General features: G+C 69.1%; 9 protein-coding genes, 1 pseudogene and 1 riboswitch. Of the genes and pseudogenes, 9 read left to right on the plus strand and 1 reads right to left on the minus strand.

Annotated elements, in window-relative coordinates; all coding sequences use genetic code 11:
* Positions 1-1,554: alpha-1,4-glucan--maltose-1-phosphate maltosyltransferase (locus K8V84_RS01750; RefSeq protein WP_304069519.1), on the minus strand; the 1,554-nt coding region annotated here is incomplete at its 3' end.
* 743 nt (positions 1,555-2,297) lie between these two features.
* Here K8V84_RS01750 and K8V84_RS01755 point away from each other — a divergent pair.
* The 9 genes and pseudogenes from K8V84_RS01755 to K8V84_RS01795 form a co-directional block, all read left to right on the plus strand.
* The gene (locus tag K8V84_RS01755) at positions 2,298-4,463 is read left to right on the plus strand and encodes a transglycosylase domain-containing protein (RefSeq protein ID WP_304069520.1); all 2,166 of its coding nucleotides are present in this window, start codon (positions 2,298-2,300) and stop codon (positions 4,461-4,463) included.
* Positions 4,464-4,549: 86 nt separating this feature from the next.
* Positions 4,550-4,657: riboswitch (TPP riboswitch) on the plus strand.
* Between the two features lie 77 nt (positions 4,658-4,734).
* Positions 4,735-5,376: an ECF transporter S component gene (locus K8V84_RS01760; RefSeq protein ID WP_304069522.1), complete on the plus strand. Its 642-nt coding sequence runs from the start codon at positions 4,735-4,737 to the stop codon at positions 5,374-5,376.
* A gap of 2 nt (positions 5,377-5,378) precedes the next feature.
* Complete coding sequence (locus tag K8V84_RS01765) at positions 5,379-6,923, plus strand: ABC transporter ATP-binding protein (RefSeq protein ID WP_304069524.1); 1,545 nt, start codon at positions 5,379-5,381, stop codon at positions 6,921-6,923.
* Complete coding sequence (locus tag K8V84_RS01770) at positions 6,920-7,645, plus strand: energy-coupling factor transporter transmembrane component T (RefSeq protein WP_304069526.1); 726 nt, start codon at positions 6,920-6,922, stop codon at positions 7,643-7,645. The genes K8V84_RS01765 and K8V84_RS01770 overlap by 4 nt, the downstream gene beginning before the upstream one ends.
* Before the next feature lie 51 nt (positions 7,646-7,696).
* The gene (locus K8V84_RS01775) at positions 7,697-8,497 is read left to right on the plus strand and encodes an enoyl-CoA hydratase/isomerase family protein (RefSeq protein ID WP_304069527.1); all 801 of its coding nucleotides are present in this window, start codon (positions 7,697-7,699) and stop codon (positions 8,495-8,497) included.
* A 389-nt stretch (positions 8,498-8,886) separates the two neighbouring features.
* Positions 8,887-11,145 (plus strand): serine/threonine-protein kinase, encoded by a 2,259-nt coding sequence (locus K8V84_RS01780; protein ID WP_304069529.1) that lies wholly within the window; start codon positions 8,887-8,889, stop codon positions 11,143-11,145.
* A 439-nt stretch (positions 11,146-11,584) separates the two neighbouring features.
* On the plus strand, positions 11,585-12,364 hold the full coding sequence (locus tag K8V84_RS01785) for an electron transfer flavoprotein subunit beta/FixA family protein (RefSeq protein WP_190318392.1): 780 nt from the start codon (positions 11,585-11,587) through the stop codon (positions 12,362-12,364).
* A 32-nt stretch (positions 12,365-12,396) separates the two neighbouring features.
* On the plus strand, positions 12,397-13,341 hold the full coding sequence (locus K8V84_RS01790) for an electron transfer flavoprotein subunit alpha/FixB family protein (protein WP_304069533.1): 945 nt from the start codon (positions 12,397-12,399) through the stop codon (positions 13,339-13,341).
* A gap of 772 nt (positions 13,342-14,113) precedes the next feature.
* Positions 14,114-14,602, plus strand: a pseudogene (locus K8V84_RS01795) (DNA polymerase domain-containing protein); the annotation flags it as partial.

Raw genomic sequence — 14,602 nt, forward strand, 5'->3', positions numbered from 1 at the left:
CTCCGAGTGCAGGTACTCCTCGCTGCCGGGCGCGGCGGGGGTGTTCTCGCACAGTTCGAAGCCCGAGTAGATCCCCCAGGTCGGGGAGAGCGTCGCGGCCAGTACCGCGCGCGCCTCGAAGGCGGGACGGCCGCCGTTCTGGAGGTAGGCGTTGAGGATGTCGGGGGTGTTGGCGAACAGGTTGGGACGCAGGTAGTGCGCGGTCTCCCGGCTGAGTTCGGTGAGGTGGTCGGTGAGCTCGTCCTTGTCGTTGCGCCAGGTGAAGTAGGTGTAGGACTGGTGGAACCCGACCTTGGCCAGGGTGCGCATCATGGCGGGGCGTGTGAAGGCCTCGGCCAGGAAGAGCACGTCGGGGTCGGTGCGCGCGATGTCGGCGAGCAGACGCTGCCAGAACGCGACGGGCTTGGTGTGCGGGTTGTCCACCCGGAAGATCCGCACTCCGTGGTCCATCCAGTACCGGACCACCCGAAGGACCTCGGAGTACAGGCCCTCGAAGTCGTTGTCGAAGCAGAGCGGGTAGATGTCCTGGTACTTCTTCGGCGGGTTCTCCGCGTAGGCGATGGAGCCGTCGACCCGGGTGGTGAACCACTCGGGGTGCTCGGTGACCCAGGGGTGGTCGGGGGAGCACTGCAGGGCCAGGTCCAGGGCGATCTCCAGACCGTGCTCGGCGGCCTCGGCCACGAACGCGTCGAAGTCGGCGATGGTGCCCAGGTCCGGGTGCACGGCGTCGTGGCCGCCGTCGGCCGAGCCGATGGCCCACACCGACCCGGGGTCGCCGGCGCGCGCGTGCAGGGTGTTGTTCCGGCCCTTGCGGTGGGCGGTGCCGACCGGGTGGATCGGCGGCAGGTACACCACGTCGAAGCCCATGTCGGCGATGGCGGGCAGCCGTTTGGCGGCGGTGGCGAAGGTGCCGGAGAGCTCCTGGCCGGGCACGGTGTCGATCTGGGCGCCCTCCGAGCGGGGGAAGAACTCGTACCAGGAGCCGAACAGGGCGCGTTCGCGGTGCACGACGACCTTGGTCCGCTTGGACCTGGTGACGAGTTCGCGGATGGGGTTGCGCTCCATGGCGGAGAGGACGTCGCCGGTGACGGCGGCCTCGAAGCGTTCCATGGGGGGCAGGGAGGTGTCGCGAAGGACCTTGGACGCCCTGGTCAGGTCGGGGTTTCGGGGGACGCGGCGGCCGGCCTTGGCCAGCAGACGGGCGCCCTCCTCCAGGACGAGGTCCGTGTCGGTGCCGAGGGGTAGTTTCACGTGGGCGACGTGGAGCCAGGTGGTGAAGGGGTCGCTCCACGACTCGACCGAGAAGGACCACTCGCCCTCGGCGGGCAGGCTGATCTCGGCTTCGTAGCGGTCGGTTCCGGGGGCCTTTTCCCGCATCGGGACGAAGGGCAGTCGGCGCCCTTCGGGGGAGTGGACGACGACGCCCGCGGCAAGGGAATCGTGCCCTTCACGGATCACCGTCGCGCCGACGGTGAAACGTTCTTCGGGAACCGCCTTCACCGGGCCGAGAGCGTTCTCTGGAGAGATATCGAGGATGGGCAGTCGTCCGAGCACTGGCTACACCGTCATTGTCGTGGTTCGGGCGTTATGGGGCAGCACGCGGCGACTCGCGTGCGGAATTAATCGGAATTTGATCCAACGAAAAACGGAGTCAACGAAGTGCTGGGTCGGAAACTGTCCGGATTGCGGCTTCGGTGCCCTCCGCTGTCTATCGTCGGCCCTCTGGTGGCGTTTGGAAGAGTGTCGGGGCCGGATAATTAATGTGATCCTCATCACACTGGCCTCGCGGGGGTGGACCTGGTATTTGTCGGGTTTCACCCTGGAAAACCTCGCAAAACGGGCAGTTCGCCACTGGGGATTCAGGGGTTTCTGCGGTCGCTTTCCACTACCTCTTCGTGAAAAGTCGGAAAATTCTTCTCCCATGTTGTGCGCGAGGTTCCTGCGGGTAGGGATGACCGAATGCGTCTCGGGCGAGGCGAGGCGTATTCCGGACATCCCCATGTGTCCGTTGCGCCCCTTGGGGATCACTTGTCACGCATTCGGGGGAAGTGCTGCTCGCTCCGATGAATTCGTCGGGACTCTCGTCTTGATGTCGAGATTAATGTCGGTCGGTTTCTCGTGAACAGTCCACTGTGGCCGTGCTGCGGGGCTTCGGGGTGCTTTGCCGGGGATTGAGGAAGCTTTTCGGTGACACGCCCGATTTGACGGAGTTCCCTTTGCGGGTCGAGTGCGAGTGTGGTCGACGCAGTGCCCAGTGCCACGTGGCGGTGGGCGGCACACGGCCGTAAGGGGGCGACGTGACGGAGTCCAGCCGCATTGGTCGGTTCGGGGACAGAGCCCGGGCCCTGCTGGAGAGCGGAACCGCGAAGTTGGAAGGGGACGGCGGAAAGGATCGACGCGAGTCGATCCTGCGTCTGTCCGGACTCGGACTCATCGCCGGGCTGCTGTCGGCGGCCCTGGTCATCCCCTTGGTCGGTGGTGCCGGGATCGTGGCCAGGGACGCCGCCGCGGGCTTCATGTCCCTGCCGAACCACCTCGAAGTTCCGTACCCGTCATCGCGTGTCCTGCTCACCGACGACTCGGGAGAACCCTTCGGCGAGGTCGCCCAACGCGAACGCGAGGTCGTCGAATTCGACGAGATGAGCCCCTGGATGGGCACGGCTCTGATGGCGATCGAGGACGACCGCTTCTACGAACACAACGGCCTCGACCTGCGCGGCGTCCTCCGCGCGGCCATCCGCACCGTCCAGGGGGACATGCAGGGTGGTTCGACCATCACCCAGCAGTACGTCAAGAATCTCCTCATCGAGACCGCCGAAACCGAGGAAGACGTCGACGAGGCCAGCGCCCGGACGATCACCCGCAAACTCACCGAACTGCGCTACGCGATCGACATCGAGGACCGCTACACCAAGGACGAGATCCTGGAGGGCTACCTCAACCTCTCCTACTTCGGGGCGGGCGCGCACGGCGTCGAGGTCGCCGCCAAGCGGTACTTCTCGACCTCCGCCGCCGAACTGGACCCCGGGCAGGCCGCCACGCTGGCCGGTCTGGTCCGCGCGCCCTCGTACTACGACCCGATCAACAACCCCGACGAGACCAGGGAACGCCGCGATCTCGTGCTGGATCGGATGGTCGCCACCGGCCACCTCGACGCGGAGGAGGCCGCCGAGCACAAGGAGAAGGGTCTGGGGGTGGACTCCACCCCACGCGCGGGCAGCTGCGCCGAGAGCGAGTACCCGTTCTTCTGCGACTACACGATGCGCTGGCTCCTCGAGTCCGACCTGCTGGGCGACACCAAGGCCGAGCGCGAACAGCGCATCGCCCGGGGCGGATTCACCGTTCAGACCAGTCTGCTCCGGGCCGCGCAGGACTCCGCCCAGGAGGCCATCGACCGTCGGGTCCCGCACGAGGACTCCACCAAGTTCTCCGCCCAGGCCATGGTCGAGCCCGGCTCCGGGCGGGTGCGCGCCCTGGCCCAGAACCTGCGTTACGGGTTCGACGACGAGGAGGTCGGCACCACCTCGATCAACCTGGCCGTGGACCAGGCCGACGGCGGCTCCAGCGGGTTCCAGGCCGGATCGACGTTCAAGGCCTTCACCCTGGCCGCGGCCCTGGAGAAGGGCCTGGGGTACGGCACCAGCTTCAATTCGCCCAAGAGCATGTCGATCGGTGGCATGACCAACTGCGAGGGCGGCACCATGTCCTCGTGGAACGTCCGCAACGCCGGTGAGAGCGACGAGGGCGGCCACAACATGCTCAGCGGGACCAAGGGGTCGGTGAACACCTACTTCGCCCAGCTGCAGCGTCGGGTGGGCCTGTGCGAGACCTCCGAGACCGCCGAGGCGGTCGGGGTCCATCGCGCCGACGGTGGCGAGCTGGGGGTGTGGAGCTCCTTCACCCTCGGAGACCAGGAGGTGTCCCCGCTGACCGTGGCCAACTCCTACGCGACCTTCGCCGCCCGAGGCATGCGCTGCGATCCGCGCCCGGTCCGCGCGATCCGCGACGACGGCACCGGCGAACGGGTGACCGCCGACTCCCACTGCGAACGAGTCCTGAAGAAGCAGACCGCGGACGGGGTCAACCACCTGCTCCAGCAGCCCTTCAAGGGCGGTACCGCCAATGGCCTGGACCTCGGCCGACCGGTCGCGGGCAAGACCGGCACCACCGACGGCGCGGCCTACGCCTGGTTCGCCGGGTACACCCCGAACCTCGCCTCGGCCGTGGTCGTCGGCGACGTGCGCGGCGGTGAGGCGAACCCGCTGCAGGGCGTGACCATCGGCGGTCGCTACTACGGCATCGTCTACGGGGGCAGCCTGCCCGGCCCGATCTGGCAGGAGAGCATGAGGGGCGGCACCGCCGACCTGGAGGCCAAGGGCTTCGCGGGTTCGCCCGGGTCCTTCGGAAACCCGAACGCCGAACCGCCCGAGTCCAAGGACGACGACTCTGACTCGGACGCCTGACCTGGGAAGGCGCCGCGAAGGCGTCAGATGAATCGGGCCGTGGGATGGAAACATCCCACGGCCTTCCTTGTTGGCGCATAATGGAGGAGAACCGACAGGGGAGCGCGTGAGCGCTGAGAGTGCGGCATCGGACCGCAGACCCTTACACACCTGATCCGGGTCATGCCGGCGAAGGAAGTCGTGGGAAATCCGTCATCACCGTGCCGTCGGCGCGGGAGACGCTCTCGGCCGCATTCCCCCTCGTCGACCTCGACGAAGGGACCACTTTTCGATGGGTATCGACACCGGAACCGGGCGTGCCGGCACGAGTCGCGGATTCCTCAACCGGATCAAGGACTGGATCCGCACCGAGTTCAGTGCCTGGCGCACCGTGGACATCGTGGTGGCCGCCGTGCTCGGCGCCGCGGTGGGCGTGGTGTTCTGGCTGTGGGGCATGGTCTGGACGATCACCGGACCGCTGTTCGTGCTCTTCCCCCCGGCGCAAGCGATCCTGTACGGGGTCTGGCTGCTTCCGGGCGTCCTCGGCGGGCTGATCATCCGACGGTCCGGCGCGGCCGTGCTCACCTCCATCACCGCGGCCTCGGTCTCGGCGCTGCTGGGCTCCCAATGGGGTGTCACGGTGGTCCTGGAGGGCGCCATGCAGGGGCTGCTGCCCGAGCTGGTCTTCCTGCTCTTCCTCTACCGGCGCTGGGGCATGGGCGTGGCCGCCCTGGCCGGTGCCCTCGCCGGGGTCTCCCCGGCCATCCGTGACGCCGTCGTCTACTACGCCACCTGGCCGCTGTCGCACCAGCTCGTCTACGGCGGCCTGGTGCTGGTCAGCGGCGCGTTGATCGCGGGGGTGGGCGGTCGCCTGCTCACCACCGCCCTGGCCCGGTCCGGCGCCCTGGCACCCTTCCCCTCGGCCAAGGGTTGAACATGGCCGTCCCGAACGCGCGCGGCGCGCGTGTGGAACTCTCCGGTTGGGGATGGAAGCACGCGGGTCGCGCCGACCACGCCCTGCGCGGCGTGGACCTGCTCGTCGAACCCGGCGAGCGGGTCCTTTTGCTGGGCGCCTCCGGCGCCGGCAAGTCCACCCTGTTGCACGCCCTGGCCGGTCTCACCGGTCCCGACAGCGCCATCGGTGGTGACCAGGAGGGGCTGCTCCGGGTGGACGGCGAGCCCGCCTCCCGGGGGCGCGGCGGTGTGGGGCTGGTCGCGCAGGACCCCGAGGCCCAGCTGGTGATGGCACGCGCAGGCGACGACGTGGCGTTCGGCCCGGAGAACCTGGGGGTGGCGCCGGAGGAGATCTGGTCGCGGGTCGAACGCGCCCTGGCCGAGGTCGGGTTCCCCTACGGGACAGGGCACTCCACCGGTGCCCTGTCCGGCGGGGAGAAGCAGCGCCTGGTCATCGCCGGGGCGCTGGCCATGCGGCCGCGTCTGCTGCTGTTGGACGAGCCCACCGCCAACCTCGATCCGGTCGGGGGCGCGCTGGTCCGGGACCTGTTGGCCCGTCTCCTCACCGAGAGCGAGGCGACCCTCGTCCTGGTCGAACATCGCGTCGCCGAGGTCATGGACCTGGTGGATCGTGTGGTGGTGGTCGAACCCGGCGGTGGCGTGATCGCCGACGGGACACCGGAGAGGGTCTTCGCCGAGCACGGGAGGTCCCTGGCCGAACAGGGGGTGTGGGTGCCAGGAGAGGAACCCGCGCCCGACCTGCCTTCGGCCCCGGGCGGAGCGTCCGTGCTGGCGGCGGAGGGGGTGACGGCGCGCACCCCCTTCCAGTTGGGTGTGCGGGCGGCCGCCCCGCGCACCGTCCTCGAAGACGTGGACCTGACCGTTGCCGCCGGGGCCGTCACCGCGCTGACCGGGCCCAACGGTGCGGGAAAGTCCACCCTCCTGACCCTGCTGGCCGGTCTGACCAAGCCGCATCGTGGTCGGGTGGTGCCGTGCGGTGCCCTGGCGCGGATCGACCGGCGTCCACTGGCCCGTTGGCCGGCCCGACGACTGGCCCGCCACGTGGGCACCGTCTTCCAGCACGCCGAGGACCAGTTCGTGACCACCGAGGTCCGCGACGAACTCCGGTTCGCCCCGCTGCGGACCGGTCTGGGCGAGGCCGAGATCGAGGTCCGGGTCGGTGAACTCATGGAACGGCTGCGCCTGACCCACCTGGCGAACGTGCACCCCTACACGCTTTCGGGCGGGGAGAAACGCCGTCTGTCGGTGGCCACCGCGCTCAGCTCCGGCCCCCTGCACGCCCCCGACGTCCTGGCCCTGGACGAGCCCACCTTCGGCCAGGACACCCGCACCTGGACCGAGCTCGTGGAGCTGCTGGCGGACCTGCGATCCGAGGGTCGGGCGATCACCATGGCCACCCATGACGGGCTTCTGCTGCGGCATCTGACGGACGTGAGGGTGCGGGTGGCGGACGGGCGCGCCGTGGTCACGGACGGGACGGGCCGGGCCGACGAGGAGGACGTGTGAGCGAGGCCCCCCGGCTCACCGGGCTCAACCCCGCCGCCAAACTGATCGCCGCACTGGGCATCGGCCTCGGACTCGTTCCGGCCGTCGACGTGGTCACCGGTGGCATCGTGCTGGCCGCCGTCCTGCTGTGCGTGCCCTTCAGCGGAGTGGATCGCCGCACCCTGCTGATCCTGGCCGGCCCCTTCGTGCTCATGGGTCTGAGCAGCGCCGCGGTCAACCACCTGTACGGCGAGCAGGGCCTGGAGGGAGCCATCGGAGTGGCGGTGCGCCTGTTGGCCATCGCCCTGCCCGGGCTCCTCGCCGCCATCACCAGCGACCCCACCGACATGGCCGACGGGCTCGTGCAAAGGCTCAGGGTGCCCGAGCGTCCGGCCATGGGCGTGCTCGCGGCGCTACGTCTCATCCCGCTGCTGGCCGACCAGTGGCGCACCATCACCCTGGCCCGTAGGGCCCGAGGCCTGGAGGCCGGATACAACCCGGCGAACGTGGTCCGACTGTTCTTCGGTCGGTTGTTCGCCCTACTGGTCCGCGCCATCCGCATCGGTACCCTGCTGGCCACCGCCATGGACGCGCGGGCCTTCGGCACCGGGCCGCGCACCCACGCGCGGGTCAGCCGCTGGCGCGTCGGCGACACGCTCCTGCTCGTGGGCGCCGCCCTGCTCCTGGCCGTCGCCTACACGGTCTCGGCCCGGCTGGGGACCCTGGTGCTGCTCTTCTCCTGACCCGCGTGGTTGGGTTGCAATCGAAACCGACACCGACACCGAGACGAAGAGGTGGACAACGTGGGCGAGTTCGTTCGCGTGGAGGCCGACCCGGAGAACCCCGCGGTCGCCGTCATCCGCATCGACCGACCCAAGGCGCTGAACGCGCTGAACGGACAGGTCACCAAGGAGATCGCCGAGGCCGCGGCCCAGGTGTCGACCGACGACTCCGTGCGGGCCGTCGTGTTGTACGGCGGCGAGCGCGCCTTCGTGGCGGGGGCCGACATCAAGGAGATGGCCGACCTCAGCCACGCGCAGATGCTGAACTACTCGCGCGCGCTGCAGAACGCGCTGACCGCCGTCGCGCGGATTCCCAAGCCCGTCGTGGCCGCGATCAGCGGTTTCGCGCTCGGTGGCGGCTGTGAGCTGGCACTGTGCGCCGACTTCAGGGTCGCCGGGACCAAGGCCAGGCTCGGGCAGCCCGAGATCCAGCTCGGCGTGATCCCCGGTGCCGGCGGCACCCAGCGTCTGCCGCGCCTGATCGGCCCGGCCAAGGCCAAGGACCTGACCTTCAGCGGCCGGCACGTGCGCGCGGAGGAGGCCGAGCGGATCGGTCTGGTGGACCGGGTCGTCGCCGACGAGGAGGTCTACTCGGCCGCCGTCGCCCTGGTCGCCGAGTACGTCGAGGGTCCGGCGATCGCGCTGGCCGCGGCCAAGGAGGCCATCGACCGCGGACTGGAGACCGACCTCGACACCGGCCTGGAGATCGAGCGCCTGCAGTTCTCCGGACTCTTCGCCACGGAGGACCAGAAGACCGGCATGCGCAGCTTCATCGAGCAGGGACCGGGCAAGGCGAAGTTCAGCGGTCGCTGAAGGATCTGAACCCGTTTCGGACGGGGCGTCACGGTGTTCGCGTCGACGCCCCGTCCCACGCTTGAACTTCCCTTTGCCGCGTTTTGCCACGACAATGGACCTTCGTCATATTCAGTGGCGTCACGGGCTTCGAGCCGGTCGACCGGATCCGGCCAGAGGGGACGCGGTCGGGGGAACCGCGCACGCTGTTTTTCCGTCATACTCGTCATTGGTCGTCCCACGACGGACGGTTCGTCCGGAGGCCCCGGGGCGCGGTCGGCGCCTGCTCTCCGACGACACCGACAGACCATACGAGGCCCCTCCGGGGTCGAACAAGCCAATGGTGACCCATCCCCCGGCCGATAAGCTGGACGTGGCGGTATGCGGTCTTTTGAGGGGATGAGTTCTCGATGGCAATGTCGGCAGGTTTCCCCACGGGTGAGGAGCTGCCGGAGCGCATCGGCCACTACGTCATCCGTCGCCGCATCGGTGCGGGCGGCATGGGCGTGGTGTACCAGGCCGAGGATCCCCGGACCGAGCGGTTCGTCGCGGTGAAGGTCCTGAAGCCGGAGGTCGCCGGAGACCACATCGCACGTGCACGGCTCGCCCGAGAGGTCGAGACCATGCGCCGCGTGCAGAGCCCCAACGTGGCCGAGGTCATCGACGCGGACACCCAGGCCGAACTGCCCTGGGTGGTCACCGAGTACATCCCCGGACCCACCCTGGACGCCACGGTCACCGACCACGGCCCCCTGCGCGGCCGCGCTCTGACCCGCTTCGTCGCCGGCATGGCCCGGGCGATCAAGGACATCCACGCGGTGGACGTGATCCATCGCGACCTCAAGCCCGGCAACGTGATCATCTCCAACGGTGAGCCGATCGTCATCGACTTCGGCATCGCGCACGCGGTGGACGGCGCCAAGCTCACCCAGACCGGCACGTTCGTCGGCACACCCAGCTACCTGTCGCCGGAGGTCATCGAGGGGACCGACCTCGGCCCGGCCACCGACGTGCACGCCTGGGGCGGCACGGTGGCGTTCGCCTCGACCGGTCGCCCGCCCTACGGCGCGGGTTCGTTCGAGGTCATCTTCTTCCGGATCCTCAACGGCGAGATCGACCTGGACGGGATGCACGAGGCGCTGCGGCCCCTGGTCAACCGGGCGGTCTCCCGTGACATGCGTTCACGTCCGACCGCGGCAGAGCTGGTCACCGAGACGAGCCGGCTCAACCTGGACCTGCCGTGGCAGGAGCCGCAGATCGGCCCGATCGACCAGACCGGTGGACACACCGTGCGCAGCCACACGCCCGGACCGGGCGTGGGCACCGACACGGGTGGTCGCGGCGGCATGGGTTCGGTGCTGGGCGGTGCCGCCGCCGGCGGTGCCGCGGGCTACCTGCTCGGCAAGAGCGCCAGCGAGGGTTGGGGACCCTCGCACACCCGCAGCGGTCCGACCTCGACGGACAGCGCGTGGTCCAGCCCTTCCGCGCCGCAGACGAGCCACGCCCACTCGGGCGCTCGTCCGGTCGACGACGAGGCCACCGACGATCTGAGCGGTGGTCGTGCGTCCTGGGGTGCGGACGACGAGGCCACGAACGACCTCGGTGGCGTGGGTCCGGCCCGAGGCGCGGACGACGAGGCCACCGACGACCTGGGCGCCATGGCGGGCACCGAACGCATCACCCCGTCCTCCCCCGAGGACCTGCACGACCCGCAGGGCACCCAGCGGATCCCGACCGGGCAGGACGACGTCCTGGGCACCCAGCGGTTCGACCCTGGTGAGTTGGCGCGGCGGCAGGAGGACCCGCAGGGCACCATGATGATGGGCCAGGCGGAGGCCGCGCCGCGTGGGCCCGAGGGAGTCCAACAGACCCAGTTCTTCAACTCGCCGCTGGACCCCAGCGCCTTCGAGGACATCCTGACGCCGGTCGGGCAACAGGGGCGCCGGGACACCACCCAGGAGTTCGACGAAGAGGACTACAACGAGCGCGGCGGGCTGCTGGGCCGCTTCAAGCGAGGCGGAGGCGACCGTTTCGGCGATTACTTCCGCGGTCACAACGCCGATGACGAGGACGACGAGGACGAGTACTACGACCAGGCCTGGCGGATGCACCCGCTGGCGCTCATCCCGATCATGCTGTCGCTGGCGGGTGTGGCGCTGTGGTTCCCGTGGTTCGGGATCATCCTCGGCGTCGTCGTCATCGCCGGCCTGGGCGCCCTGGACGTGGTCAAGGCCGAGCACGCGCGGCGTCTGCAGACCCGAGGGCGGCGCAACTCCGACGGCATGGTGGTGGCGCTCAGCTTCCCCTGGGCCTTCGGGCGCATGGTGTTGCGCACGGTCGGCTTCGGCCTGATCTATCTGGTGGCGGGCATCCTGGTCGGGATGGTCTACGCCACGATGATGGAGACCGGCAACGACGGCGCCAACTACACGGGCGCGTTCGCCGTGTTCGTGATGATCCTGCTCAGCTACATCATGCCGAGCGGGCGCGAGGCCAGGCGCCAGGCGGTGTGGCTGGTGGAGCGGATCCGCTTCCACAACCTGTACCTGTACATCGGTGTGATCGTCGGAATCCTGCTGCTGACCCTGCTGATCCTCTCGATCGGCCTGGGCTCGGCCCCGATCTGGAAGATGGGACCGCTCACCGGCCCGGCCGACTGGTTCGGCTAGTCGGGTTCGGACGACCCGGTTCGTGGGGACGCCCTTCCTCCTGTCGGAGGAGGGGCGTTCGTCCTTCCCGGTGGAGCACCGGTACTTCGACGGTGGTGCGCTCGTCGGCGGAGTGGGACCGGTCACTAGAGTGGAGGGGTGAAGCCACCGCCCTTTTGATCGTCGTCCCTGGTGGGCGGCGTTCTGGAGGGGGCATGACGACTTCGGGTCGATGTTTGGTTAGGGTTTCCTAAGTTGAACCCGGATGCCAGGGGTTGGCCTTCAAGCTACTAGCCAGTAACATCTGGTGTATGAGCACATGGCGGACCATGTTGACGTGAACACGGGACCCGCCGTCGGATGACCGAACGGCATTCGGCATTGTTGGCAGTATCGGGGCGCGCCAGCGCCCACCCGCCAGACGGCGGATATGGGAGTGCAGGGAGGTCGGCCACCGGCCATGAATATTGTCGTTTTGGTCAAGCAGGTCCCGGACACGGCGACCGAACGGAAGCTCAACGCCGATGACAAGACGCTGGACCGCGCAGCGTCCGACGGTGTCATCAACGAGCTCGATGAGTACGCCATCGAGGAGGCGCTCCTCCTCAAGGAGAAGCACGGCGGCGAGGTCACCATCTTGACGATGGGCCCGGACCAGGCCACGGACTCGATCCGCAAGGCCCTGTCCATGGGGGCCGACAAGGCCGTCTTCGTCAACGACGACGCGCTGCACGGCTCCGACGCCATTCAGAGCGCCTACGCCCTCGCGCAGGCCCTGGGCACCCTCGAGTTCGACCTGGTCGTGCTCGGCTCGGAGTCCACCGACGCGCGCACCGGCGTCATCGGCGCCGCGCTCGCCGAGTACCTCGGTCTGCCCCAGCTCACGCTGGCCGGCAAGGTCGACATCGACGGCGGCGCCATCAAGATCCAGCGTCAGACCGACTACGGCTACGACGTGGTCGAGGCTCGGCTCCCGGCGGTCGTCTCCGTCGTCGAGAAGATCAACGAGCCCCGTTACCCGTCCTTCAAGCTGATCATGCAGGCGAAGAAGAAGCCGGTCGACAAGAAGTCCGCGGCCGACGCGGGCATCGACACCGGCAAGGTCGGTCTGGCCAACGCCACCACCGAGACCGTCGACTTCGCCGCCGCGCCGCCGCGCGCCGCGGGCACGATCGTCAAGGACGAGGGCGACGGTGGCGTCAAGGCCGCCGACTTCCTCGCCGAGAAGAAGTTCGTGTAGGTAGACGAGAGACTCAGGGAAGGTTAAGGATTATGGCTGAGGTCCTCGTCCTCGTCGACCACGTCGACGGACAGGTCAAGAAGGTCACCACCGAGCTGCTCACCGCCGCGCGCCGCATCGGCGAGCCCGCCGCGGTCTGGGTCGGTGACGGTGCGGAGTCGGGCAAGGCCACCCTGGCCGAGTTCGGCGCCGAGAAGGTGTACGTGGCTCCGGCCGAGGTGAACGACTACGTCGTCGCCCCCAAGGCCGAGCTGCTCTCCAAGCTCGCCCAGGACAAGGGCGCCGCCGCCATCCTCGTCTCGGCCACCGCCGAGAACAAGGAGATCGCCGGTCGTACCGCCGTGAAGCTGGGCTCCGGTGTGCTCACCGACGTCGTCGACGTCAACGCCGAGCTGGTCACCGAGCACAGCATCTTCGGTGGCGCCACCGTCACCCACGCCCGCGTCAAGACCGGTGTGCCGGTCATCGCGGTCCGCCCGAACTCCGTCGTCCCGGAGGCCACCGCCGGTGCCGCCGCCGAGGAGGCCGTCTCGGTCGACATCTCCGACGCCGCCAAGGGCGCCAAGGTCGTCGAGCGCGTCGTCCAGGCGAAGGGTGAGCGCCCCGAGCTGGAAGAGGCCGCCGTCGTGGTCTCCGGTGGTCGTGGCGTGGGCTCCGACGACTTCAGCGTCGTGGAGAACCTGGCCGACTCGCTGGGCGCGGCCGTGGGTGCTTCCCGCGCCGTCGTCGACTCCGGCTGGTACCCGAACCAGTTCCAGGTCGGCCAGACCGGTAAGACGGTCAGCCCGAACCTGTACGTGGCTCTGGGCATCTCCGGTGCGATCCAGCACCGCGCGGGCATGCAGACCTCGAAGAACATCGTCGCGGTCAACAAGGATCCCGAGGCCCCGATCTTCGAGCTCGCCGACTTCGGCGTCGTGGGCGACCTGCACACGGTCGCCCCGCAGCTCACCGAGGAGATCAACAAGCGCAAGTAGTACCGTGCGCTGAGCGATCGAGCCGACGCCCGACCGGGAGGCAACCCCGGCCGGGCGTCGGCTTTCCCGTTTCATCGGGGACCGTGACACGGGGGCCTCAGACGGGGGCGGATGGAAGGTACGGGTGGCGCCCATGCCGGACAGGACGCCGTTGGGGACGAACCCCAGGCGCAGGTCCACGTCGGCCGGCTCCGGGTGGGCGACCGGGACGTCGGGGTCCACCACCGAACCGGTGCTGAGGAACAACCGGTCGTCGACCACGCCCTGACCCCCCGCAAAGGTCCACCTCGAGGCCGTCGCGCCAGACCTCGGTGCCCTGCGATCCGGTCAGTGCCACCGGGACCGGCTCACCCTCGGGGTCCTCCACCGCCAGGAACAGCCCCTCGAACCCCCGCGCCGCCCCCTGGGCGCCGCAACCGCCCAGGTCGATCACGGTCGCTTCGTCGACGTGCGCCAGGTCCCGGATCCCCTCGGCGGCCACCTCGTGGAGTCGCTCGCCGGTGTCGGGGTCGTGGCGGGTTCGCCACCACCGAACCGTCCGCGACCGCACGGTCCCCTCGGCCCGGCGCGTACCACCGGACCGTGGTCGGTCACCAGGGTGACGGTGTCGTCGAAACCGCCGACCCGGTGGGCGTCGTCCCCCACGGCGGATGTTTTGTGGTGATATGAGGCTGTTTGGGCGATATGAAATATTCCGGGTGGTTTTCAGGGTAGGGCCCCGGGTAGACCCGGCGAACGACCGCGCGGAGGCGGTAAGGAAGGGGCAGGTGCGATGCGAACCACGGTGCGGGCGGGACGGCGCAAGGTGGAGGTCAGGAACGCCGACAAACCCCTCTTCGGGGCCGACGGGGTCACCAAGGTCGACCTGGCCGACTACTACGCAAGGATCGCCCCGCTCATGTTGCCGCAGATCAAGGGTCGACCCGTCGCGCTCCAACGTTTCCCCGAGGGAATCGACGGGTCCGGCTTCCTCGTTCAGCACCCCTCCCATCCCCGATGGATCCGCACCGTGTGGACCTCCTCCGGTCGCATGATGGAGTGCCAGGACGCCGCCGCTCTGGTGTGGTGCGCCGACCAGGCCGCCATCACCCTGCACAACTGGTCCTCCCGCACCCCACGGTTGGGAGTGCCCGACCGGATGGTCCTCGACCTCGACCCGGTGGGGGAGGGCCCCGACGCGTTCGATACCTGTAGGCAGGCCGCCTGGAGCGTTCGCGAGGTCCTGTCCGAACTCGGGCTGAGCGCCTATGTGATGACCACC

Origin of the sequence: Nocardiopsis listeri, from assembly GCF_020741345.1 — a bacterium.
GTDB lineage: Bacteria > Actinomycetota > Actinomycetes > Streptosporangiales > Streptosporangiaceae > Nocardiopsis > Nocardiopsis listeri_A.